Consider the following 24,861-nt stretch of genomic DNA (forward strand, 5'->3'; position numbering starts at 1 on the left):
AATTTATTGAGACTGATCCAACAGGGGACCTAGTGGCGGACGATTTCATCACCGAGGTGAACGAAGAGCTTCGACTACAACGTATTCGTGCAGCAACCCGTCGATTTGGCGTCGTTATTGCAGGCGTTGTTGTGATTGGGGCAATTGGGGGCGGCATTTGGGGGTGGAAAGTTCATTCCCAGAAACAAATGCAGCAAGTTGCCTCTCAGCAATATTTCACTGCAATGGCTTCTTTAGCGGATGCAAATCACGATAAGGCTACAATTATACAGGCTGAAAACACTTTTCAGAATCTGGCTCTTCATGGCCCGACAGGTGTTCGTTCTTACGCTGCTTTACGCCTTGCAGACTTGAAAATGCACAATCATGATTCGGCGGCTGCATTAACCATGTGGAATAATGTGGCGCATGATACGAGTGCAGAGAAACCATTGAGAGATCTGGCGCGGTATATGGCGCTGAATGCCCAAATTAATACGGCACCGGCAAAAGACTTAAGAAGCGGCTTTGAAGCTTTGATTCAGAGCGGTGGAGCATGGGTCTTTTTAGCACAGGAAGGCTTGGTTGCGTTGGACTTGCGTCCGGATGCTACCTCTGGTCAAAAGAAAGAAGCGCGTCGTTTATTGACGCAACTTGTTGAAAGTAGTGAAGCGCCTGAGGGTGTGCGTAATCGTGCACAGGCTCTTCTTGAAACCCTTGGAGATGCTGGTTGATGCGTGATCGTTCATCTATGGACCGTCGTTCATGGTTAAAAGCTGCTTGTTCAGGTGTTGCTTTGACAGCACTTGGTGGGTGTGGCCTATTTGAGAGCGATAAAAAGCCTGTATTAGCAGGACGTCGCGTTGATGTTCTTTCAACAGGTGCTGGTTTAACTGTAGACCCAGAAGACCATACCCCCATTAATCTTCCTGCTGTTCAACCGGTGGATCATTGGTTCCAGTCTGGGTATGGGGCAGATCATGAAGCGGTTAATGCTGCTGGGGGAGGGTTTCATTTAAAATGGAGCCGTTCGATTGGTGCAGAGGTTAGCCCCGATAACTTTCTCTCCAGTATTGCAATATTGCCTAATAACCGTGGGGCGATCCAATCTCCTCCTGTTATTGGGAATGGTCGTATCTTCACTACAGATGCACAAGGTGTTGTAAAAGCATGGACGTGGCCGGGAATGAACCGGTTATGGACCCGTCAGCCAGCGCCTCATGGTTCCCGTTCGACTAATATTGGTGGGGGGACCGCGCTTGATGGGGACACCCTTTATATTGTGGATGGTGTAGCCCAAGCTGTAGCGGTGGATGCAGCGACGGGTAAGCAAAAATGGGCTGTTGACCTAGGAACGCCTGGGCGCTCTGCTCCAACAGTTGCTGATGGCTTGGTTGTGTTTGGCACGATTGATGAGCGTCTTTTTGCCTTGGATGCTGCGACAGGCCGTCAAATATGGACCTATCAAGCGACGACGGCAGATACCGTCATTTTCGGTCAGTCTTCCCCTGCTATCCAGAATGGTGTGATTCTGGCCGGCTTTGGAAGTGGTGATTTAGTGGCATTGCGTGCCACCTCTGGCGAAGTTGTGTGGAGCGATAGTCTTGGTGGTTCCAATGGTATGGGAGCAATGCTTGATTTCTCCTGTATTCGTGGGGCACCTGTCATTAAAGATGGCACGGCTTATGCTATTTCCATGTCACGTGTTCTTGTAGCGATTGATATGCATTCAGGCCGCCGCTTATGGGAGCGTGAAGTAAGTGGACAGACACCACTATGCATCTGCGGTGACTGGATTTTTGTGCTTTCGACAGACCAACAACTTGCATGTCTCGATCGTTTGTCTGGGCATGTGCGCTGGATTACGCAGTTGCGTCGTTTCCGTAAGGAACAAGCTCAAAAAGGAGTTGTGGACTGGGTTGGTCCTCTCCTTGTAAATGGTAAGCTCGTTTGCTTCTCAACACTTCCAGAAGAAGGAATGGTTGTTGTCGATGCAGTGACGGGAAATATTGATTTAAAACAGAAGACACCAGCTTCATGTGAAGTGCAGCCAATCGTATGCGATGGGCTTGTTCTGGCATTGTCGCAGGATGCTGTCTTGCGAGCATATGGCTGAGAGAATGGATGCTGAAAATTTACCGGTTGTTGTTATCGCCGGTCGACCGAATGTTGGGAAATCGACACTTTTTAATCGTTTGATTGGTCGCCGGCAGGCGATCGTCTCTGATATGCCGGGTGTTACGCGTGACCGCAAAGAGGGGGAAGCTCTTATGCGTGGTCGCCGTGTACGCGTTATTGATACAGCGGGTTTGGAAGAGGCTGCTCCTGATACGCTATTTGGTCGGATGCGTTCATCATCAGAAACAGCGGTTGAGATTGCAGATCTTGTTTTGTTTTGTGTTGATGCGCGAGCTGGCATAACGCCGGCCGATGCTCATTTTGCAAATTGGTTGCGCCGACAGGGTCGTCCTGTTTTGTTGCTTGCCAACAAAGCCGAGGGTAAAGCCGGAACAGATGCCGCCTTAGAAGCTTTTTCTTTAGGGTTGGGGACACCTCTTGCTCTATCTGCTGAGCATGGTGAAGGCATCGGTGATTTGATGGGAGAGATTGTCGATCGTCTTCCTCAAGCGCCCCGTGCCAAAAGTCGTGACGAGGATGAAGAGCGCCCTGCGGGGCCTTTGCGCTTGGCAATTATCGGCCGCCCGAATGCGGGTAAATCGACTCTCTTAAATACCTTGATTGGCGAAGAGAGGATGATTACAGGCCCAGAGGCAGGTCTTACACGTGATGCCATTGCAGTTGATCTGCATGACGAGCATGGTGAGATTCGTCTTGTGGATACCGCAGGAATTAGAAAGCGAGCCAGAGTAGACGAGGCTTTGGAGCGGATGTCTGTATCGGCTTCGATTGAAGCCTTAAAAATGGCAGAAGTTGTTGTCTTAACGATCGATGCAACGCTAGGTGTTCACGAGCAGGATTTGCAGCTTGCACGCTTGATTGAAAGAGAAGGCCGCGCGTGTGTTATTGCGTTAAATAAGTGGGATGCAGTGGAGAACCGCTCCGCAACACGTCAGGCTATTGCTGATCGGTTGGAAATATCTCTTGCGCAAATGCGTGGTATTCCTGTCGTTACTTTTTCGGCGCTCACAGGTGCAGGGGTAAATAAGCTTTTGCCTGCGGTAAGGAAAGTTTACGAAGTTTGGAACGCACGTGTTACAACTGGTGAGCTTAATCGCTGGTTTGAAGAGGCGTTAGAAAAGCACCAACCTCCCTTGGTTGACGGGCGTCGGTTGAAGTTGCGGTACATGACGCAGGTAAAGTCTCGGCCTCCAACCTTTGTCTTATTCGGTACGCGTGCAGAACTTTTGCCAGATGCGTATAAGCGTTATTTAATAAACGGGTTAAGGGAAACTTTTCATTTGCCAGGCGTTCCCATTCGTTTGCAAATGCGCGGAACTAAAAATCCTTATGCAGATAAATAAGATATTTAAGGAGCTGAAATAACTTTAGCTCCTTTGCTGCGTGCGTTTCTATTGTCTTGTGAAAAGTTTTCTTTATAGAAACTCTTAAGAAGATTGATAGAATTTAATTAACAAAAGGCAAAAAAAGTCATGGTAGGGATTGCTACAGTTCGTAGTGATAGCTCTTCTGAGGATCTGCAACCTAGTACAACTAGGGCGACAATACTTGGAATTCTTGCTGCATTAGCTGGGTTGATGTTTGGTTTGGATACAGGGGTGGTTGCTGGTGCGCTTCCCTTTATCGCTACAGATTTTCATGCCAGTGATGCATTACAGGGGTGGATTGTTTCATCCATGATGGCAGGAGCGGCATTTGGCTCATTAATTGCCGGTCGTGTTTCTGCTCGTTTTGGGCGCACAGGCGCCATGTTGTTTGCCGCGATATTGTTCCTCGCTGGAACATTGTTTTGTGCGTGTGCAACTTTGCCTTCTATTTTAATTATAGGACGTATTTTCTTGGGGTTTGCCGTAGGAATTGCGGCCTTTGCTGCGCCTTTGTATATCTCCGAGATTACCGTAGAATCTGCACGCGGCGCCATGATTTCGTTTTATCAGCTCATGGTTTCGCTGGGTATTTTTCTTGCTTTTATCTCGGATAGTTTATTGGCATCCGGTGGTCATTGGCGCTGGATGCTTGGGATTATGGCAGTTCCGGCTATTATCTTTCTTGGAATTGTTTTGATCTTACCTCATAGCCCACGTTGGTTGATGATGAGAGGGAAGAAAGATCATGCGAGACGTGTTTTAAAAAGTCTTCGTTCTGATGAAGAAGTGGCCGAAGCTGAGTTAGCTGATATTCAAGCTCGTTTACAAAAGAGCAGTGATGCTGGGTGGAGACTTTTTAAGAGTAATCCAAATTTTCGTAGAACAGTTTTCTTAGGCATTCTGCTTCAAGTGATGCAGCAGCTCACTGGGATTAATGCTCTTTTATATTACGCTCCACGTGTTTTCCAAGCGGCGCATTTTGGAACGAATGCAGCTATTTGGGCGACAACACTTGTTGGTCTGGTAAATATGACGCTTACCGGGGTGGCAATTATGTGTGTCGATAAATGGGGAAGACGTCCGTTACTGATTTTGAGTTGTGTGATTGCAGGCACATCACTTTTGGGTGTGGGGGTACTCTTGGCGCTAGGAGCGCAGACTTTTAGTGCTCAGCTTGCTTTATGTGGCTTTGTTCTGCTGTTTGTTGCGGGTTTTGCTATTGGTGAAGGGCCTTTAGTTTGGACTTTATGCTCTGAAGTTCAACCGACAAGAGGCAGAGACTTTGGAATTGGTTGTTCCACGGTAACAAATTGGGTTGCTAACTGGGCTATATCGAATACATTCCCACTCGTAATGGGGCATTATGGAGCGGCTAAAACATTTATGTTGTTCGCAGCTTTTAATGGTTTGTTTGCTCTTGTTACACTAATGTTCGTTCCAGAAACCAAAGGCGTCTCTTTGGAAACGCTGGAAACTAATCTTTTTGCAGGAAAACGTCTCAGAGATCTGGGGCGTTAGAAAAGTTATGAAAACAATGCCGGCTGATCTGTCAGACGCAGCCTATGATTCGAAACGTCACGCTGGGCTTTATGGAGCTCGGCGGATAAAAGCAGTTTCAGCAGTTCTTCTGGCACTGCTTTTATCTATTTTAGATTACGCTATTGCAAATGTGGCGTTGCCGGCTATTGCCCTTGATTTTCATGAACCTTCCTCACGCGCTATTTGGGTTGTAAATGCCTATCAAATGGCAAGTTTGTCGTGTTTGTTGCCTTTAGCAGCGTTTGGGGCACGAGTTGGCTTTGCTCGCATGAGCCAGCTTGGCATTATTTTGTTTTTTATTGCATCGATTGCTTGTGCGCTTTCTCAAAACCTTATGGAGTTAATTTTGGCTCGTGCGCTTCAGGGCGTAGGCGGGGCGTGTATTATGAGTGTTAATATTGCGCTTGTGCGTTTTATTTATCCTCATTCAGAGTTGGGTAAAGGGATTGCTTTAAACGGGCTTTTTGTCGGTGTGGGTGTTGCGTTAGGCCCGGTTATTGGGTCTATGGTGCTTTCCGTTGCTCGTTGGCCTTGGATTTTCTGGATTAATTTGCCACTTGCTTTAGCTGCGTTTGTTATGGCGCATGTGGCATTGCCTAAAACCCCACGCAGTTCAGAGGCGATTGATTGGATTGGGTCAGGCGTAACTGTTGCAGCGTTTGCTCTTGTCGGCGTAGGCCTAGATAGTGTGATGCATGCTGAATTTTTATTCGGCGGCCTTCTGGTGGCGATTGGCGCTTTGTGTTGGGGCTTCTTATTACATTATCAAAAGACCAAAAGGGAGCCGATTGTTCCTATTGATCTTTTAAAGCGTAAGCCGTTTCTGCTGGCATGTATGGTTGGTTTCTTAGGCTTTGTGGCTTCTAACCTCTATATTGTTGCCATGCCTTTTACATTGGCTTTTGCTTTTCATCGGGATGACGCCACCGTTGGGCTTCTTATTTCTCCATGGGCAGTGGGGACTGCCTCTATGTCTTTTGTAGTAGGGAAGGTTGCTGATCGTTTCCCCGCATCGATTTTATCATCAATGGGCCTTTTTTTAACAGCCATTGGCTTTTTCTTGTTATGGCAGCTTCCACTGGATGCCAGTAATACGTCCATTGCGCTACGTTCATTAGTTGCAGGCTGGGGGTTCGGCTTGTTTCAACCGCCTAATAATAGAGCGATCATGGTATCTGCTCCTCCCGGGCGGGAAGGGAGTGCCAGTGGTATGTTGTCTGTCGCCCGCTTAGGAGGTCAGACGACTGGGGCTTTATTGGTCGCGGGATTATTCACAATGTTTGCGCATCCTGCTTTTGTCTGCTTGGGATGTGCAATGGTTGTTGCTTTATTAGGGTCGATACTAAGTTTGGGGCGTCGTTTTATTGCTTAAACTGAACAAGGTCGTTTTGCGAGATAACTGACTTTCAAGTTCTAGGGTTGTGGGAACATGATCTTGAGCAAGAATTTTTAATTCGAGTTTGGGAGCATAATGTCTCCCAGGGTCACATAACCATACATCACAATATTGGCTGCATTCCAAAAGCCATGGAATGATCGTATCGGCCATTTCCTTATTATAGCATACATCCCCTATGACTAATAAATCACAGTCAGGCTTAGTCCCGATGAGATTGTTTATAGTCGTTTCCAGTTGGATCTGGTTAAGGTCAGCATTGATTTGTGATGCTGTAATTGCCATTGGGTCAATATCATTCGCTAGGACGTAGCTTGCGTTAGACTTTGCTGCGGCAATTCCTGCTAACCCACACCCACAAGCAATATCCCATATCCGTTTATTTTGAACATAATGGGGATTATCCAGCATAAAACGGGCAATTAGTTGGCTACCCGGCCAAGCAAAAGCCCAAAAGGGAGGTTCAATGCCGGTTTGTTCTAGAAAACTTTCACTGGCTTGCCAGATGGGTGTGATTTCTGTGGCAAGATATAATGGAATTTCAGGAACGAGGCTTGGTGTTTCAATGATGGTATTTTGTTTGATAAAATCGAAAGGGTTGTGAAGGGCGTTTTTCATTTAAAGGCGCCCCAATATGAATGCACAGGCTATTAAAAAGCCAATAGGCACGTTCTGTCGAAACTGTGAGAGGCTTTTAGGCGCATCATAAGGATTAACCTTAGAGGCTTGAGATAATAAAAGAGCAGAAGCCGTAATAAAGAAAGGCCAAAAGAAAAGATGTAGTTTGGCATGAATGGCTGTTATGGCGAGGAGTGTAATCATGAGAACGTAGCAGACCATGATAAACGGTCTGGCTTTTTTCTCCATCAGGCGGGATGTTGAGCGTACTCCAATACGGGCATCATCTTCCATATCCTGAAAGCCATAAATGGTATCAAAGCCGAGCTGCCAGATAATGACAGCAAGGTAGAGCAGACATCCATTAAGATCGATCTTTTGAGCCGCCGCCGCATATCCCATTGGAGCGCCAAAGCCAAAAGTAAACCCCATAACAAGTTGTGGCCACCATGTGACACGCTTAGCTGCGGGGTAAAGAGCGACCAGAAGGAGAGCTAATGGAGCAAGAGCCCAACAGATTTTGGGTAAGCAGAGGAGAACACAGAGCCCGCATGTGAGGAGAAAAGCAAGAAGCTGTAGGGCCTGTTTAAGGGAAAGCGCTCCGCTGGCTAAAGGCCGTCCGGCAGTGCGGCTTACTTTTGCATCAATATCACGGTCCCATATATCGTTGACGACACATCCAGCGGATCGCATGACGAGTGAACCAAAGGCAAAGAGAGCCGTATCGATTAAGCGTGTTGTTAAGCTTGCATTTGGTGCTAAAAACAATCCCCATACGCCCGGAAGAAGCAAAAGCCATGTTCCTACAGGGCGGTCAAGGCGCGCAAGAAGGGCGTAAGAACGCCATGGTTCAGGCAGCTGCCCAATTAGGCCTTTAAGATGAATATCGGTATGGAGAATATTTTTATTCATTAATAAAGTGTGATGCTTGTTGAAAGGGCTTTCGTCAATGCCCTAAGCAGGATATCGGAAAAGAATGAGTCGATCAGATCCACGTCTTTATCTTGCACCTTCTGAAACTGTATTTAGTGAAGGGGTAAGTTTGTCTCTCATGCCTGGGCAAGCCCATTATCTTGGGAATGTTATGAGGCAGAATATTGGAGATACGCTCCGAGTTTTCAACGCTCGCGATGGGGAGTGGAGCGCTACGATAGATGCTTTGCGTAAACAGCAAGGGCAGATTGTTTTGCAATCTCTTGTAAGGCAGCCTCAGGCGACGCAAGGGGTTGAGCTTCTTTTTGCGCCATTAAAGCGTGATGCAACTGAACTCGTTATTCGGATGGGGACAGAGCTTGGGGTTACTTCTTTTCGACCTGTGGTGACAGAGAGGACAAATACTCATCGTTTAAATTTGGAGCGTTTGTCTTTAATTGCGACAGAAGCTGCAGAGCAGTGTGAACGGTTGGATGTCCCTGAGATTTTTCCTTTGGTTCCGTTAAAGGAAGTTCTTTACGAATGGCCTGAAGAAAAGGTTTTGTATGCCGCATTGGAGCGCCGTACGGGAGAAAAAACGGGAGTGAAAGCATCAGCTCTTCTGATTGGGCCTGAAGGCGGGTTTTCCGATCAGGAAGCAATTATGTTAGAACAGCATCCTGCGGTAAGATCTCTTTCTTTAGGTTCTCTGGTGCTTAAGGCAGAAACAGCCGTTTGCTCTGGCCTGTCACGATTAAGTGTCAATTTGTGAACAAATGTGACAGTATGATGAGAACTGTTATAAGTTTAATCATGATCGAACAACGATTTTAAGCTGAGGCTCAACCATTATGTCCAATCCTGGTACATCTAACAGCTCACCGATTGAAAACCGGGCACAATTGGTTGAAGTTCTGGAAAGAGGGTGCAAACCTAAATCCGAATGGAAGATCGGAACAGAGCATGAAAAGTTTGGCTTTGTTCTTCCCGGGCAGGCAGATGGGCGGGAGCCTCTGTCACCTCCGCCATATGCTCCACAAGGGATTGGAGCAATTCTGAAGGATATAGAAGGGGATGATTGGGCGGGTGTATATGATGGAGATGCACTCATTGGCCTTGCTGGACGGAATGCACAAAAAGGACGCTCGTTTTCGCTAGAGCCTGCTGGCCAGTTGGAGCTGTCGGGTGCCCCTTTGGTATCGTTGCATGATACTCAAAAAGAGATGGAGGAGCATTTTGATTTAGTCAAAAGCGCCTCCTCTAAGCTTGGGCTAGGTTTTTTACCGTTCGGTTTTCAGCCTTTGTGGCCACGTGATGCTATGCCATGGATGCCGAAAAGCCGTTACGGTATTATGCGAAAATATATGCCAAAGGTGGGTACTCTTGGCCTTGATATGATGACCCGGACTTGCACTGTACAAGTTAATCTTGATTTCAGTGATGAAGCAGACATGGCGCGAAAAATGCGCGTTTCTTTGGCTTTACAGCCATTAGCGACAGCCATTTTTGCTAACTCGCCGTTTGTTGAAGGAAAAACAAATGGCTATCAATCCAACCGAGCCCGTATTTGGCTGGACACGGATAATGAAAGAGCAGGGCAGCCTTTTCTCTTTTTCCAAGAAGATTTTAGTTTTGAAAAATACGTGGATTGGGTTTTGGATGTTCCCATGTATTTTGTATCACGTGATGGTAAATACATTGATGCCAGCGGGTGCTCGTTCCGCAAATGGCTCAATGGTGAATCTCAAAGTGCTCTGGATGGTCTAATCCCAACTATTGGAGATTTTGAAGATCATATAACCACGGCTTTTCCGGATGTTCGTTTAAAGCAGTTTTTGGAAATGCGTGGCGCAGATGCAGGACGGCCAGAGATGATGGTTGGTCAATCTGCGTTCTGGGTCGGTCTGCTTTATGATCCAGCAACGCTGGTGGAAGTAGAGAAGCTGGTAAAAGAACAGCCGTGGGAGGTTTATCAGCAGTTGCGCTCAGATGTTCCTCAAAAAGGAATGCATGCTGATTTTCCGGGAGGATTAAAAGCACTGGCAAAACGGGTTGTGGCCTTGGCAGAGCAAGGATTGCGGGCTCGGGTCCGGAATGAAGCCTCATTTTTGGATCCGATTCATCTGATAGCAGATGGAGGCCCTAATCAGGCGGAATATTGGCGCGCTCTATATGAGGGTGCGTGGGGAGGGAATGTAAAACCCCTTTTCAAGGAAGCTTCAATTTAAGCGCGAAGATATTTTGTTTGTCTGAAGGGAATGGCAAGAAAATGATAAAGAAAAATGTGATGAAAGCTGCTTTGGCGTGTGTTTTGTTAACTGGAGCGGCTTTGCCTTCGGTTTCTTGGGCGCAAGCTGTTCCTGCACAACTACGTCCGACCGACCAAGGGTGGATTGCACGCATTCAAGATCAGTTGGGTGAAATTGTAACATTACAGGCCCGTTTTCAGCAGACAGCACCAGATGGAAAAGTAACGACAGGAATAGCTTTCTTAGACCGCCCCGGCCGGATGCGGTTTGCTTATGATAAGCCTAGTCCTTTGTTGCTTGTCGCTAATGATGGCAAGGTCGTTTTTCAAGATAAAAGCATTGATCAAGTGACAGCAATGCCGCTGAATCAGACGCCTTTGGGCTTGCTTCTAAGGCCTGATCTGAAATTATCTGGAGATGTAACGGTGTCTGGCTTTATTCATCAAAATGGCCAGATTCATCTTCAGCTTCAAAAGACGTCCTCCCCAGGAGAAGGGACGTTAACGTTACAGTTTTCAGAAACCCCGCTTGCTTTTCAGGGATGGACTGTTGTCGATGCACAAGGGCGTATGACCCGTATTGCTCTGTCTGATATTCATACAGGCGGCACTCTTTCACAATCTTTGTTTAAGCTGCCAAAAGCAGAGAATTAAGAGTAGAAATTTAGCTCTTGAGCTCTTTGGAGAGTTCAAGAGCGCGAGCATATACAGTGCGTTTTGGGAGTTTTATAATTCCTGATACTAAAGTGGCTGCATCTTTGACGGAATGGGTCCTTAACGCTTCGATGAGGTGTGTATCAAGGTCTTGAGCGCTGCTGTCAGTCTCATCTGCTGGGCCAAGAAGGAGGGTAATTTCCCCTCGAGGCGCGGTGGATTGGAAGTGAGCTAAGACGTCTGCAAGGCGACCGCGGATCATTTCTTCGAATTTCTTGGTTAATTCTCGCCCTACAGCAGCTTCACGGTCAGAACCAAAAACGTCGATCATATCGGTAAGTGTATCAATAAGACGGTGCGGGGCTTCATACCAGATGAGTGTTGAGCTGAGGCCGGCTTGTTCTACAGCGCGCAAAGTAAGAAAGCCATTTTTGCGTGCATCGCTGCGTGGAGGCGGAAACCCTAAAAATGTGAAAGGTTGAGGTGGTAGGCCAGAAAGAGTAAGTGCAGTTATAACTGCATTTGCTCCGGGAATAGCTGTTATTGTAATGCCTGCGGCAATAGCGGCGCGCACAAGGCGATAACCCGGATCTGAGACAAGAGGTGTCCCTGCATCAGAAACGACAGCGAAACGAGCACCATTAAGGAGTTTTTCGACAAGGAACGGAGTTCTGTCTTGTTCGTTGTGGTCGTGGAGTGTTCTTGTTGGTGTTGTTATATTGCGTGAAAGAAGAAGTTTTGCTGTCACGCGGGTATCTTCACAGAGAATAGCTTCAACAGAATTCAAAGTGTTAATAGCGCGTTCGCTTATGTCGGAGAGGTTGCCGATTGGTGTTGCAACTAATATCAGTTCTCCGCCATTTCTTGAGCAAGAGTTCGAAGGAGACGCTGTTGTTTCAGTGTCAGCCATATCGATAAAGGGAGTTTCAGGGGAATATGATTTTTCGGACATTTGCATCCTCGGCAACACACATAAAAGGACATGTGCTCTCAATGAGGCATATACGCAAGGGTGTTAGCGCTGGATTTGCTACCGGGGCTATTTTTACATTGGCTGCATGTTCTTCTTTTGGAGGGGGCTCTGCTTCGCCAGATGTGGGGAACGGACAAGTAGGACAAGCATCTTTGCCTGGCGCGCATGATGTGGGATTGATTATTCCACTAACAGGACGTTATGCCCCTATCGGAATGCGAATGAGAGATGCTGCCAAATTGGCTTTGGCAAAACAGGGCTCTCCGGCATTGGATGTTCATGATAGTAACGCAGCAGGAGGGGCCGCAAAGGCCGCAGAGGATGCCATTTCGCGTGGCGATGCGATTTTGCTTGGTCCGTTAACCGCAACGGATACTTCTGTTGTAGCACCGCTGGCCATAAACGCAGGCACGCCTGAATTGGCATTTACGAGTGATACGACTTTAGCTCGGCCGGGTGTTTGGGTGATGGGACTAACCCCAGAGCAGCAAGTACGGCGTATGGTTGATGCAGCGAAGGCCATTGGAAAGACGAGCTTTGCTGCATTCTTGCCAGATAATCCTCTTGGGCATGCAATGGCAGAGGGTTTGCAGCGCGCCTGTAGTGATGCAGGTTTAAAAGAGCCGCAAATTGCTTTTCATGCTACAGATGGAAAAGATATTGATGATGGCTTGAAAACATTATCTGCTATTGCGGATCGTCAACAGACAACACCTTCTACACCGGCTGTGCCTGACGCAAGTTCATCCGCGCCTTCAACTGGACCGTCGGCAATTGATCCAACTGCTGAAATATCTAGCAATATAGGGAAGGATGCCACAGCTTCGATTCCGCCTGCTGGTACCCCTTCAACGAGTGGGACGAACGCGGTATCTCCACCAAAAGCGACCACAAAAACCGCACCACCACCGTTTGATGCACTTGTGCTGGCTGATACAGGGTTACAGTTAGGTAAAGTGATTAAAGCGTTGCAGGCCGATCATATTAATTCCACTCAGGTGCAAATTATGGGGCCTGCTTTGTGGAAAGCTTTTGATGGGAAGTTGGGAGCGCTTCACGGGGCATGGTATACGGCACCCGATTCGCAGTCTCGTAACGGATATGTTGCTCAGTATAAGGCGGTGTATCATCAGTCACCTTCTCCTGTGACGGACTTTGCTTATGATTCGGCAGCTTTAGCAGGTGTCGTGATGGCGCAAGGAGCGCCAACTCAATCTGCTTTGACACGCTCAGATGGGTATATGGGAGTGGATGGATTGTTCCGCCTCAGAGCGGACGGTCATGTAACGCGTGGATTGGCTGTTTTTCAGATTCAACGTGGAGGTGGAGCACATATCATTGTGCCTGCATCACGTGAGATTGGCTCTCATCCAAGCTAGATCCTCATTTTAAAGGCATGCATTTAAGGTAAATGCGTGCCTTTAAATATTTTAGGCTGCGTACGTATTGGAAATAGGAAGAACCGGACGAATAGTATGTAAAGCATGCTCAAAGCTAGCGTAACTTCCCAGTTCGTTATCGCGAAGTTGGTCAACCAGAATCCAGCGCATACCTTGAGGGCGTAGCAAATACGCAGGGTCTGGATTTTCCCTAACCCAGACGAGCACATAGTCGATTGCTTTTGAGTGATCGACGCTTTTGTCAGTTTCTACGATTTCAGCATCAAAAAGGCCCATTCGGGTACCAGCTTCTAACCAACGCGATAAATATTCGCGGTGTCGGGGAAGGACGCTTTGCCGCAGAGGAATAATATTTAAACCTGCAGCATGAGTACGGGAGACATCGTGAGGGAGAGTTGCCTGCGCCATCAGGAAGTCCTCATCAAAGCGGGGTCAGGTGGTGACCCGGTGATTACGATAAGGATAGGCTAAGGTCTAAAACAGAAGATACACAACTCTTAATTCTGTGAATAAGGCTTATTTTTGAATAAAGGCTATACAGTGTGACAAATCTGCCATGCATTTTATGCATGGCTTGGGGAAATGCTAATTTCTCTTATAAAGCGATTTGTCCCATCTCCGATGAAGCCATAGCCATGATCCCGGGTTTTCTTCAATCCATTGTTGGAGACGATCATTAAATTGTTGGGTAAGGGCCAAGACATCTTGTTGACGGTTTGACGAGATGGTTGGCTCCAAAGGTGGGTCCACCACCAGAACTAATCGGGCAGGGCCTTCTCTACGGACGTGCCCGGTGATGATAATGGTATTATGGCGCAGAGCGAACACGGCTGCGGCAGAAGCTGTCATGGTGGGGAGATTAAACAGCTTAGCTTGTATCCCATCGTTCATTTTTTGATCTCCCAAGATACCTAAATGATTGCCTTGAGAGATATGTTTAAGAGCAAGCCGCGCTCCTTTTGCTCCTTTGGCAAACATAGGGACATCTTGTTGCATAGCTTGTGTGCGGAGGTCCTTAATGAGGGAATCAATAATTGGATTGCTGGCAGCGCGATAAAAAGAAGCAAAAGGCATCCCATATCGAGCGACAACAGGTGGCATGAGCTCCCAATTTCCAATATGTCCTGAAAAAAATATGACAGGCCGGCCAGTGGCGTGAGCAGCAATAAGGTGCTCCTCGCCTTCAACTCGCCAGCCTGGGCCAGATGTCGTGTTTTTTTTCAGGTAACCAATATGTGGAAATTCTGTAACTGTTCTGCCGAGGTTTTCCCAACATTCTTTAATAATTTTGTGTCTTTTTTGTTTAGACAGGTGTGGAAAAGCTAATTGTAAGTTGCGGTTTGCAATGTGAGATACGGGAAGCAAAGGCCCTATAAAACGAGAGATATAACCACCAAGATTAGAGGCATATGCGGGAGGTAAAGCGCGTATCCCACGGATAAGGCTTTTGGCAATAAAGCCTTCAATTTTATACAAGAAAGAAGTCATGAATTTTCAAATAATAAATCTAGAATATGATCAGGAGCAGTTGGCTCCTGCCAAAGGAGTTCAACATTCACAACAGAGATCTTGTCCTGAAGAGAGGAAGGGAGTTTGACAGCATCCTTAGCTGTCGTCACGAGTGTGGTTCCTGATTCGTTGCTGAGGTTTTCAAGGCGTTGAATGTCAGTTTTAGAGTACGTATGATGGTCCGGAAAAGAGAGAGAGCGGATAGGGGGAACCCCTGCGTCTTTTAGCATATTAAAGAATTTTTCCGGATGCCCAATGCCAGCAAAAGCGATAATGCGTTGTCCTAAAAGATGCCGAATTTCAGGCCCAGGGATGAGCTTTGCTTGTGCGACAAAAATAGACTGAGGAAAAAGACTTTTCAGATTATGAATATCGTCGCCTAAAATAACGGCGGCTTTAATTCGCTTTAGAATATCGTCAATTGGTTCACGTAGGGGGCCAGCCGGTAGGACTTGTCTGTTACCTAAGCCAGTTGCTCCATCAAGAACAAGAATAGATAAGTTTTTGAAAAGGCTTGGATTTTGGAGCCCATCATCCATTACTAAACAATCAGCCTTATCTTTAATCGCTAATTGTGCTGTTTGGGCCCGGTTCGCTCCTACCCATGTGGGCGCTGTGCGTGCGAGGAGTAGTGGTTCATCACCAACCATTTGTGCGGTTGAGGTCTGTAGATCAACACGCATATTTGCATGTGAACGTCGTTTGTAGCCACGACTAAGAATTTGAGGGTGATAACCTCGTTTTTGAAGGCGTTCTGTCAGGTCGATGGTAAGAGGGGTTTTCCCTGAACCACCTACAGTGATGTTTCCGCAGCATAAAACGGGGACGAGAGAGTGGTAACCGTTTCGGCGAAGTCTTTTGCGTGTAATGGCTGTAACGAGAAGAGAGATAGGTCGAAGTAAAAGAGAAATAGGCCCAACATTTGGACGAAACCAAAAATGAGGAGCGTGAAGCCTCATCCCTTTATTGTCTCCATAATACGTGAACTCAGCTTGGGGACGACAGAGTCAGATAATTTGCTCATAGAATGTTTAGAATGCGTCTGGATCATCCAATTAGCAAGGTCTGTTACATTAGAAATAACATGAATCTGATCTTTGAGGAGAATAAGGCTCTCTCGCCAGTTATCCATTAACGGTCCCGTTGCGGTAGGGGTGCCCAGACGGAGAGGTTCAAAAGGGTTATGTCCTCCGCCTTTGCCTGTTAGCGAATTTCCAATAAAGCAGGCATCTGCTAGTCGATAAAAAAGACCAAGTTCTCCGAGAGTATCGGCCAGCAACACAGAGGTATGGTTATCGGGGGTGGCTTTCTGAGAACGCTGCGGAAGGTTGAATTTTTTCGCAAGTTCAGCACCGCGAATAGGATGGCGTGGAATGAGAATAGTAAGAAGGTTAGGCTTGGTCTGACGCGCTATTTTCGCGGCATCTAAAATAATTTCTTCTTCACCAGGATGAGTGGATGCAGCGACAAATATTGGGCGCACACCAATGAGTTCTTTGAGGCGATGAAACTCCTCCTGATCATAAGGCAAAGGAGGGGCGTCTTGCTTTAGATCTCCAAATTCATAAACCTGACGGGTGCCGAGCTTTCGAAAACGTGCGGCATCTTCTGGGCCACGGGCTGCAACCCATGTGAATTTTGTGAAAATATTTCGTGCAAGAAAGTTTGCGCGCTCCCATCTTCTGCTGGAACGGTCAGATAATCGCCCGTTGATCACCATGATGGGAATATTGCGTGTGGAACAAGCAGTAATAATTCCCGGCCAAATCTCACTTTCGATGAAAACAGTCCCACTAGGCTTCCATCGTCTCATAAAGCGGTTGAGCCAGCGTGGAACATCATAAGGGATAAAGCGGTGAAAAATACGTTTTTTGAAAAGGGGGTGCTTTTGAATAATCTCAGCGCCCGTGACGGTTGCTGTTGTAAAAAGGATGTAGAGGTTAGGATTCTGCTCTAATAGAGACGTGATTAATGGTTGAGCCGAAATGCTTTCTCCAACGCTTGCTGCGTGCACCCACAATAAAGGAGCTTGAGGACGTTTAGCATGATCGATCCCCATACGCTCATGTAAACGACCGGGGAGTTCGCGTCCTTTTTTAAGACGAAATCGGATTAATATTGTTAAAGCAGGAGCAATGAGTAGCCCAGAAAGGGCCCACAACAAATTAGGAATTCTTTTAAGCAAAGAAGCTTTCTGTTGAGTAAACTCCTCCTCTGCTTGCCGAGAAACATCGTCTAATGCTTGTTTTAATGTGGCTTCGTCTGGCTGATATAGAGGAGGCCCTGCCACCATGGTTCCTCGTCCGAAAGGGAGAGGGAAAAGCAGGCGGTCCCAAGTGGGGAGCCGCCATGAAGAACAATGAAGCCCCATAGGGACGATAGCACTACGGGTTAAGCGTGACAGGGCAATTGCACCGGGTTGAATTTGTTCGGCAGGGCCTCGTGGACCATCAGGGGTGATTGCAATGAGAGAACCGTTTTTGAGTTCTTTTATAGCTGTTTTTAAAACAGCCACGCCGCCTTTGTTTTTTCCCTTTCGTGCAGTGGACCCGTGGATGCCAATAATATCCCATGGTCTGACAGCATCTGCGATAAGCTTGCCGTCTGCATTGCGGGAGATAAGAACTTTAAGTTTAAGATCAGGCTCAATATGACGAGCCCAAAACCATAAAGCAGGGCTTAAAGTTAAGGAGCGGTGCCAAAATGCGACAACTGTTCCTTGGTGCGCTTGTGTTAAAAGATTCTTGGATGCGAGAGATCCCCTCACGTGCCAACGTGTTGAGCGTAGGCACAACCCGAGCCAAAGATGGATAAGGCGAGCAGGTGAGATCATGTAACTCCAATATGTTTGGTAAAAGAAAAAGTGTCTTTTTAATTAACGTATAATGTCGTGTGTGATGTGAAGTTGCGAAACTGTCATTTGAGCAACGTCAGTATGAGATTTTGCATATCGTCCCTTGGGAGAAACAACAGCTTCAAACCAGAGGGCTTGAGTGGTTGCTGCGGAAGGTAAAGAGAAAACATTTTTTGTGCCGTTGGCGGTTATATTCAGTAAGCCACTCGGTTGGGTATGGATTGAAATTTGGATGTTTTTATCCGCTAGAACACTACCGATTGTGACACGGCTTTGATTGAAGCCGTTATTAAGAGTGGCAGTAATTCGATTGCCATCTGTATCAATCTCTACCGTTGGATGGTTCGCGCTCATAAGACGCGCGATAACCATATGTCCGTATTTAGGCAGTTGATCAATATGAAGTGCTACATCAATGGAAGAAGGAGTTTGCTGAAAATACCACGCACTATTCTCACGCAAAACAGTTTCTGGTGCTGTTTCCCCCCGAATAATAGTTGCCATTCCATCGGTTCTAAGAGCAACGCTCCCCGAGGCCTCATTTTGATTATAAAACGGGCTATGATAGCCATTCACCAGTTGAGTTGATGGAACAAGATGTATCTTTAAGCGGCCTTGGGCGGGTTCTTGAAGGGTAAAGTTGCTAATATCTGGCGAAGAGGGGCGGTCCAGAGAGTAGGCAGAAAAAGGAGTAGCCAAGGCGAGAGCAGTAATGAGTGATCGTAAGGATTTTGTTAGCATATTACTGACCTCGCAGGCTTATTATAGGGTATCAGAATGACTATTGAGTGCGATCAATAGCCATTTTCATAAAAAATTATCGGCTCATTAGGACCGTCATGTTCATATTTTCAAGTATATCACGTGTAACACCACCTAAAAACATTTGGCGTAGTCGAGATTGGGAATAGGCCGCCATACCTAAGAGGTCAGCACCGAATTCTTCTGCAGCACGTAATAAACCAATACCAACTTTGCCATCGACATTGCCAAAAGTTTTCAGCGAAGCAGAAATGTTATGCATCTGGAGATAACGGATAACGCTTTCGCCTGATGGGCCACTTCTTTGATACTCGTCGTTAACAAAAACCTGAACGGCTTCAGCGGTTTTTGCCCAAGGTAGAATGCTCCGTAAAGCCAGCGCGGCTTCTGCCGTTCCATTCCATCCAATGGCAACACGATTTCCAATAGACTGAGGCGTTTGTGGTGGCGCAATGAGTAATGGCCGGCCACTATCAAAAAGGATAGCGTGCAGGATTTCAGAAGAGCGCGGGTTAGACGATGTAATCAGGTTGGGAACTAATGTCATATCCGCAAGGCGAGAATGCCAGGTTAATGCATTTTCTTCTGAACTATCTAACGCTTCGAGGCTAATGGTAATAGCATCGTCCTGATTACGTTCACGGCCAACGGCTGATGATGGAATGTATTTAACATTATGGGTGGTGATGAATTTATTGAAATTTTGACGAATTTTTAAAATACATTCCTGAGCTTCAGACTCTGCGGAATCGATAATGTCGCTGACCAAATTTGCAGAAACATTTTCGCTTGCAAAAGCTGCGATCTCTGAAGGGTCTGCTTCAATAATCACAGTAGATAAATGTGCGTGGAACCGCTGAGCAAAATTAAGAGCAACAGAGGCAACTGTGTTCAGATCATCAGAATGACTTACGGGAAGGAGAATATTTTTAATTTCACTGAACATAATCGGTAACTCCCGAAAGATCTGGTTAATAAGTACATTATTAAGGGTAAAGGCGGGTAACAGTCCACTTTTTTTCCGTAAGGGTCCAAACCGCTCGATCATGTAACCGGAATGGGCGATCTTGCCAGAATTCGATTGTTTCGGACTTTACACGGAAACCATGCCAGTTTTGAGGCCGAGGGATGGGTTTATCTTGATATTCCAGTTCCAGAGCTTTGAGGCGTCCTTCAAAGGTTTCACGGTGATCCAGTGGATGTGATTGATTGGATGCAATTGCCCCCAAGCGAGAGGTATGCGAACGGCTGGCAAAATATTCATCCGCTTCGGCGGGGCTCACTTGCGATACGGCACCTTCAATCCGAACTTGTCGCTTAAGAGATTTCCAATGGAATAAAAGAGCGGCAAAAGGGTTGGCCAAGAGTTCTTGGCCTTTGCGGCTATTTAAATTCGTATAAAAAACGAAGCCACGTTCATCAAAGCCCTTTAGAAGAAGCATACGAACGGAAGGTCTTCCGTCAGGCGTAGCGGTTGCAACGGCCATAGCGTTTGGGTCGTTGGGTTCACTTTTTGCGGCTTCCTCCAGCCAGTGAGAGAATAACACAAAAGGATCTGCCGTGAGATCAAGGAGTGGGGGGAGAGACATTTTTGCTCCATTTATGAAAGAGGTTGGAGAAGATATATTCTTGTAGTGTGTTGTGAAAAAATATTTATATTAGGAATGGTCTACCTTTTGATTGTGAAGACGTTCATAAATTAGGTAATCAGAGAAAGATAATTGGATTAAAAATAGCGGCAAAGTAAAGGTAAGATTGGATCCTAACTCTTGTTTGTCTTCCATTCTTATGCAACCACGTCGCACATTAATGTGAGAATGCTTTAGGAATTATCATGTCAGACACTGAAGATCATATCCCCGCACCCGAGCAAGGAACGCTCATGAAGGGTAAGCGCGGCGTTATCATGGGCGTAGCGAATAAGAATTCAATCGCTTGGGCTATCGCAAGCGCATGTGCTGCACAAGGGGCAGAATTAGCGTTTACATATCAAGGGGAGGCTCTTGGTAAGCGTGTGCGTCCGCTGGCTGAAGGCGTGGGCTCTGATCTGGTTTTGCCGTGCGATGTCAGTGATGATGATGCCATAAATGCAACATTTGATGAAATTGAAAAAAAATGGGGCAAAATAGATTTTGTGCTCCATGCGATTGGTTGGGCGGATAAGCAGTTTCTGCGTGGGCGGTATGTCGATACACCGCGGCAGGCTTTCTTGCAGGCCATGGATATTTCCTGCTTCTCATTCACGGCCGTTGGTAAACGTGCTGCAGCGATGATGAACCCCGGTGGTTCTTTGTTGACGATGACATATCTTGGGGCAGAGCGTGTTATGCCTCATTATAATGTCATGGGTGTTGCGAAAGCTGCTCTTGAGGCTTCTGTCCGTTACATGGCGACAGATTTGGGGCGTGATGATATTCGGGTGAATGGTATTTCAGCCGGACCAATTATGACTTTGGCTGCCAATGGAATTGGTGATTTCCGTTATATCCTGCGCTGGAACCAGCTTAACTCTCCTATGAGAAGAAACGTCTCATTAAAAGATGTTGGTGGGTCAGGCTTGTATCTTCTGTCAGACCTATCCAGCGGTGTAACGGGGGAAGTTCATTACGTAGACTGTGGTTACAACATTGTTGGCATGAAAAACCCGGATGCTCCGGATATTGCTGTTGTAAGCTCTGGGGACTGATATGTCAGATAACAGCTTCGGAAAACTATTTCGTGTTACGACGTGGGGGGAAAGCCACGGCCCGGCAATAGGCTGTGTGGTGGATGGGTGTCCTCCACGGTTGGAACTTTCTGAAGCTGATATTCAACCTTGGCTTGATAGACGTAAACCGGGCCAATCCCGGTTTACGACGCAGCGTAAAGAAGCGGATCAGGTGCGTATTTTATCTGGTGTGTTCGAAGGGAAGACAACAGGTACACCGATTTCTCTCATGATCGAAAATACAGATCAGCGCTCCAAGGATTATGGTGAAATTGCTCAGCAATATCGTCCTGGGCACGCTGATATTGCGTATGATCTGAAATATGGCATTCGTGATTATCGTGGGGGAGGACGGTCTTCTGCACGTGAAACGGCGATGCGGGTGGCGGCGGGAGCGGTTGCTCGTGTAATGTTAAAAACACTGTTGGGAGCTGACGTAAAAATTAGAGCGGCGCTTACCAGTGTTGGCGGTCAAATGATTGATCCTGTCCGATGGGATTGGGACGAAGTTGAGCGCAATCCATTGTGGTGCCCAGATCCACAAAGTGTTGAGCCTTGGGAGGCCCTCATTGATTCGGTGCGTAAAGATGGATCATCCATAGGGGCAACGGTAGAGGTCGTGGCTGAAGGTTTGCCTGCCGGCTTAGGTGCGCCGGTTTATGGCAAATTGGATGGTGACATCGCTTCTGCCTTGATGGGGATTAATGGGGTTAAAGGTGTTGAGATAGGAGACGGTTTTGCTGTTGCTGCTCTAAGAGGTGAGCAAAATGCAGACCCTATTAAGCCCGGCCCACAATTTGAATCGAATCACGCAGGTGGTATTTTAGGGGGTATCGCAACGGGGCAGCCTATTGTTGCACGTTTTGCAATTAAACCAACGAGTTCTATTCTTATCCCTGTCCCGAGCATAAATAGTGTGGGGGACGCGGTGGATGTGCGTACAAAAGGACGGCATGACCCTTGCATCGGGATTCGTGCTGTGCCTGTTGCAGAGGCGATGATCGCCTGTGTGCTGGCCGATCATCTTTTAAGGCATTACGCACAGTGCGGGTGGTAAGCACCACCCGACTCTGAAATCTTAATTCTCTAATTTTGCGTCTAACGTAATCTCAGCGTTAATGACTTTAGAGAGAGGGCATCCTGCTTCGGCTTTTTTCGCTGCTTCGAGGAATTGTGCTTCTGTCGCATTTGGAACGATGCCGCGAAGTGTGAGGTGAGCTTTCGTGATGGAAAAGCCCTCTCCATCCTTATCGAGAGAAATAGTCGATTCTGTTTTGAGAGAGGTTGCCGTTAAGCCTGCTTCTCCAAGAATAAGAGAAAGAGCCATGGCAAAGCAGCTGGCATGTGCTGCGCCGAGAAGCTCTTCAGGGTTTGTGCCAGCTTTGCCTTCAAAGCGTGTATTAAAGCCATAAGGTTGATCTTTTAAGGCACCGCTTTGTGTTGAAACAGTTCCTTTGCCTTCTTTTATGCTGCCGCTCCAATGAGCAGATCCTGTTTTTTTAATTGTCATGATTTGGGGACCTTTCTGTTAAGACTCTGAATGGATCAAGTTAATGACTATTGGGTTGGTTCTGTCAAAAAATATATGTGTGAATTATGTGCGTACGGCCGGTCTGGTATGCGCTGTAATATGAAAAAATGATTGGCGGTTTTCTGCCGCAAGTACCATATATAGGGTCAGATTGTTTGTTGTGACCCTAGATATTGAATGATGCCATTCACAGCTTATAGAATAATGCAAGCAATCTTATTGCTTGCGAAGCAGTGGGGGAATGTGGTTTTGGAAGACTTAAGAATTCAAAAAAAGATTGTTATTGGAGAGAACGAATGACACTTCGTGATGTGATGATGGAGACGCCTGATACGGCTGACCGCGTGCATGATGTGTTACCCCCCTCCAGCCATACCGTAGATGCAGAAGACACATCTGAGCCGGATATGTTTGATGATGTTGTGCAGCTTCCTGGGCATCATGCGGTGCGCGTTAATCGTTCGCGGGATGCCCTTTTAACAGATTTTGGAAAAGCCACACTTGATAATCGGTATTTGATGCCGGGTGAGCGCTATCAGGATCTTTTCGCGCGTGTTGCTTCTTATTATGGAGCCGATGCGGGTCATGCCCAGCGTATTTATGATTACATTTCACAACATTGGTTTATGCCGGCAACGCCAGTTCTTTCTAACGGAGGAACATTACGCGGGTTACCGATTTCGTGCTTTTTGAATGAAGCAGAAGATAGCCTTGAGGGTATTGTTAATCTTTGGAACGAGAATGTCTGGCTTGCTTCTAAAGGCGGTGGAATAGGGTCGTATTGGGGTAATCTACGCTCAATCGGTGAAAATATTGGACGGAATGGCAAGACTTCGGGTGTAATTCCTTTTATCCGAGTGATGGATAGCTTGACCTTGGCTATTTCCCAAGGTTCGTTACGGCGTGGTTCCGCTGCTGTTTATTTGCCAGTCTGGCACCCTGAAATTGAGGAATTCACTGAGATTCGTCGTCCGACGGGTGGGGATCCAAATCGTAAAGCTCTCAATTTACATCATGGCGTCTTGATTACGGACGAGTTCATGCGTGCTGTTGAGAAAGACGAAGAATGGGCTTTGATTTCTCCTAAAGACCATAGCACGATCAGAAAAGTGTCTGCACGTGGCTTGTGGATCAGAATTCTGACGGCACGTATGGAGCAGGGTGAGCCATATATTGTTTATTCAGATCATGTGAATCGTGCTCGGCCAGAACATCATAAACTTGCAGGGTTGGAAGTAAAAACCTCCAATCTGTGTGCAGAAATTACCTTGCCGACCGGTATTGATCATCATGGTAAAAATCGTACGGCCGTATGCTGCTTATCGTCATTGAATTTGGAAACATGGGATCAATGGAAAGATAATCCTCAGTTTATTGAGGATGTTATGCTGTTCCTTGATAACGTTCTGCAAGATTTTATTGACCGTGCCCCTGACGATATGGAGCGTGCAAAATACGCTGCTGAACGTGAACGATCTGTTGGCCTTGGAGTGATGGGCTTTCACTCTTTCCTTCAGGATAAAATGATTCCGTTTGAAAGTGTGATGGCAAAGGTTTGGAATCGGAAGATTTTCCAGCATATTCGTCAACAGGCGGATGCCGCTTCGCGGAAGCTGGCTGAAACGCGCGGAGCATGCCCGGATGCGGCCGAATATGGCATTATGGAACGCTTTTCTCATAAACTGGCTATTGCCCCAACAGCATCAATTTCGATTATTACAGGGAATGCTAGCCCAGGGATTGAACCCATCAGTGCGAATGTTTTCTTACAGAAGACATTGTCAGGGTCTTTTTCTGTTCGGAATCGTCACTTGAAGAAACTTCTTCAACAGCGGGGAAAAGACACAGAAAAAGTTTGGTCTCAGATTACGTTGAATAAAGGTTCCGTTCAGGATCTTGATTTCTTAACTCAGGAAGAAAAAGACGTTTTCAAAACAGCGTTTGAGCTGGATCAGCGCTGGGTTGTTGAACATGCAGCGGATCGTTCTGAGTTCATTTGTCAGGCCCAGTCCGTTAATATCTTTTTACCAGCCGATGTGCATAAACGGGACTTGCACCAAATTCATTATCAGGCATGGAAGAAAGGGCTAAAATCACTGTATTATTGCCGTTCATTATCTATCCAGCGTGCTGATGCAGTTTCTACACTTGCTTCTAAAAAAGATATTATGGAAGACGAGGAAGATATTCCAACCCCAACAGTTGCGCCGCGTGGTCCTGCAACAACAGGAGATTATGACGAGTGCCTAGCTTGCCAATAAAGCAAGCAGCGG

Annotated in this window: 23 protein-coding genes; 12 read left to right on the top strand and 11 right to left on the bottom strand. The window is 46.8% G+C overall.

The genetic code is table 11. From position 1 onward, the window contains the following. Positions 1–32 precede the first annotated feature (32 nt). From E3D00_RS08770 to E3D00_RS08790, 5 genes are all read left to right on the top strand, one after another. On the top strand, positions 33–713 hold the full coding sequence (locus E3D00_RS08770; protein WP_246091417.1) for a tetratricopeptide repeat protein: 681 nt from the start codon (positions 33–35) through the stop codon (positions 711–713). Then, on the top strand, positions 713–2,095 hold the full coding sequence (locus E3D00_RS08775; RefSeq protein WP_141461788.1) for a PQQ-binding-like beta-propeller repeat protein: 1,383 nt from the start codon (positions 713–715) through the stop codon (positions 2,093–2,095). The genes E3D00_RS08770 and E3D00_RS08775 overlap by 1 nt, the downstream gene beginning before the upstream one ends. A gap of 4 nt (positions 2,096–2,099) precedes the next feature. After that, complete coding sequence (gene der / locus E3D00_RS08780) at positions 2,100–3,461, top strand: ribosome biogenesis GTPase Der (RefSeq protein WP_141461790.1); 1,362 nt, start codon at positions 2,100–2,102, stop codon at positions 3,459–3,461. Positions 3,462–3,590: 129 nt separating this feature from the next. Next, positions 3,591–5,003, top strand: coding sequence for a sugar porter family MFS transporter (locus tag E3D00_RS08785; protein ID WP_141461792.1), 1,413 nt, complete (start codon positions 3,591–3,593; stop codon positions 5,001–5,003). A gap of 7 nt (positions 5,004–5,010) precedes the next feature. Next, a complete protein-coding gene (locus E3D00_RS08790; protein ID WP_141461794.1) occupies positions 5,011–6,396 on the top strand; it encodes an MFS transporter in 1,386 nt (461 codons plus the stop codon). Here E3D00_RS08790 and E3D00_RS08795 read toward each other — a convergent pair. Together E3D00_RS08795 and ubiA are read right to left on the bottom strand one after the other, a co-directional pair. Next, positions 6,367–7,038: a class I SAM-dependent methyltransferase gene (locus E3D00_RS08795; RefSeq protein WP_141461796.1), complete on the bottom strand. Its 672-nt coding sequence runs from the start codon at positions 7,036–7,038 to the stop codon at positions 6,367–6,369. The two genes, E3D00_RS08790 and E3D00_RS08795, sit on opposite strands and share 30 nt — an antisense overlap. Beyond that, positions 7,039–7,950: a 4-hydroxybenzoate octaprenyltransferase gene (gene ubiA / locus E3D00_RS08800; RefSeq protein ID WP_141461798.1), complete on the bottom strand. Its 912-nt coding sequence runs from the start codon at positions 7,948–7,950 to the stop codon at positions 7,039–7,041. A 64-nt stretch (positions 7,951–8,014) separates the two neighbouring features. On the opposite strand from ubiA, the gene E3D00_RS08805 reads away from it, so the two are divergent. From E3D00_RS08805 to E3D00_RS08815, 3 genes are all read left to right on the top strand, one after another. Further along, positions 8,015–8,722: a 16S rRNA (uracil(1498)-N(3))-methyltransferase gene (locus E3D00_RS08805; protein WP_141461800.1), complete on the top strand. Its 708-nt coding sequence runs from the start codon at positions 8,015–8,017 to the stop codon at positions 8,720–8,722. Between the two features lie 79 nt (positions 8,723–8,801). After that, positions 8,802–10,178, top strand: coding sequence for a glutamate--cysteine ligase (locus E3D00_RS08810; protein ID WP_141461802.1), 1,377 nt, complete (start codon positions 8,802–8,804; stop codon positions 10,176–10,178). A gap of 41 nt (positions 10,179–10,219) precedes the next feature. Further along, positions 10,220–10,852, top strand: a complete 633-nt coding sequence (locus E3D00_RS08815; RefSeq protein ID WP_141461804.1) for a LolA family protein — start codon at positions 10,220–10,222, stop codon at positions 10,850–10,852. 10 nt (positions 10,853–10,862) lie between these two features. On the opposite strand, the gene rsmI is transcribed toward E3D00_RS08815, so the two are convergent. Then, positions 10,863–11,810: a 16S rRNA (cytidine(1402)-2'-O)-methyltransferase gene (rsmI, locus tag E3D00_RS08820; RefSeq protein ID WP_181441959.1), complete on the bottom strand. Its 948-nt coding sequence runs from the start codon at positions 11,808–11,810 to the stop codon at positions 10,863–10,865. Positions 11,811–11,845: 35 nt separating this feature from the next. Here rsmI and E3D00_RS08825 point away from each other — a divergent pair, with 35 nt between their 5' ends. Next, positions 11,846–13,204: a penicillin-binding protein activator gene (locus E3D00_RS08825; RefSeq protein ID WP_141461806.1), complete on the top strand. Its 1,359-nt coding sequence runs from the start codon at positions 11,846–11,848 to the stop codon at positions 13,202–13,204. A 51-nt stretch (positions 13,205–13,255) separates the two neighbouring features. Here the strand turns inward: E3D00_RS08825 and E3D00_RS08830 are convergent, their stop codons facing one another. From E3D00_RS08830 to pdxH, 7 genes are all read right to left on the bottom strand, one after another. Next, positions 13,256–13,633 (bottom strand): hypothetical protein, encoded by a 378-nt coding sequence (locus tag E3D00_RS08830; RefSeq protein ID WP_141461807.1) that lies wholly within the window; start codon positions 13,631–13,633, stop codon positions 13,256–13,258. 177 nt (positions 13,634–13,810) lie between these two features. Beyond that, positions 13,811–14,713 carry a lysophospholipid acyltransferase family protein gene (locus tag E3D00_RS08835; protein ID WP_141461810.1) on the bottom strand — a complete coding sequence of 301 codons (903 nt, stop codon included), beginning with the start codon at positions 14,711–14,713 and terminating at the stop codon, positions 13,811–13,813. Beyond that, entirely contained in the window at positions 14,710–15,693 is a 984-nt protein-coding gene (lpxK, locus tag E3D00_RS08840; protein ID WP_141461812.1) for a tetraacyldisaccharide 4'-kinase, read from the bottom strand. The genes E3D00_RS08835 and lpxK overlap by 4 nt, the downstream gene beginning before the upstream one ends. Further along, positions 15,690–17,567, bottom strand: coding sequence for a glycosyltransferase N-terminal domain-containing protein (locus E3D00_RS08845; RefSeq protein ID WP_141461814.1), 1,878 nt, complete (start codon positions 17,565–17,567; stop codon positions 15,690–15,692). The genes lpxK and E3D00_RS08845 overlap by 4 nt, the downstream gene beginning before the upstream one ends. A gap of 42 nt (positions 17,568–17,609) precedes the next feature. Beyond that, entirely contained in the window at positions 17,610–18,329 is a 720-nt protein-coding gene (locus E3D00_RS08850) for a polysaccharide lyase family 7 protein (protein WP_141461816.1), read from the bottom strand. 76 nt (positions 18,330–18,405) lie between these two features. Beyond that, entirely contained in the window at positions 18,406–19,296 is an 891-nt protein-coding gene (locus E3D00_RS08855; RefSeq protein WP_141461818.1) for a universal stress protein, read from the bottom strand. Positions 19,297–19,336: 40 nt separating this feature from the next. Beyond that, the gene (gene pdxH, locus E3D00_RS08860) at positions 19,337–19,939 is read right to left on the bottom strand and encodes a pyridoxamine 5'-phosphate oxidase (protein WP_141461820.1); all 603 of its coding nucleotides are present in this window, start codon (positions 19,937–19,939) and stop codon (positions 19,337–19,339) included. Between the two features lie 245 nt (positions 19,940–20,184). Here pdxH and fabI point away from each other — a divergent pair, with 245 nt between their 5' ends. Then, entirely contained in the window at positions 20,185–21,036 is an 852-nt protein-coding gene (gene fabI / locus E3D00_RS08865; protein ID WP_141461822.1) for an enoyl-ACP reductase FabI, read from the top strand. A 1-nt stretch (position 21,037) separates the two neighbouring features. After that, the gene (aroC, locus tag E3D00_RS08870; protein WP_141461824.1) at positions 21,038–22,114 is read left to right on the top strand and encodes a chorismate synthase; all 1,077 of its coding nucleotides are present in this window, start codon (positions 21,038–21,040) and stop codon (positions 22,112–22,114) included. 21 nt (positions 22,115–22,135) lie between these two features. Here the strand turns inward: aroC and E3D00_RS08875 are convergent, their stop codons facing one another. Further along, positions 22,136–22,567 (bottom strand): OsmC family protein, encoded by a 432-nt coding sequence (locus E3D00_RS08875; RefSeq protein WP_141461826.1) that lies wholly within the window; start codon positions 22,565–22,567, stop codon positions 22,136–22,138. Between the two features lie 428 nt (positions 22,568–22,995). Between E3D00_RS08875 and E3D00_RS08880 the strand changes: the two genes are divergently transcribed. Next, on the top strand, positions 22,996–24,849 hold the full coding sequence (locus tag E3D00_RS08880; protein ID WP_246091536.1) for a ribonucleoside-diphosphate reductase subunit alpha: 1,854 nt from the start codon (positions 22,996–22,998) through the stop codon (positions 24,847–24,849). Positions 24,850–24,861: the final 12 nt, after the last annotated feature.

Source organism: Swingsia samuiensis (assembly GCF_006542355.1).
GTDB classification, from domain to species: Bacteria; Pseudomonadota; Alphaproteobacteria; order Acetobacterales; family Acetobacteraceae; genus Gluconobacter; species Gluconobacter samuiensis.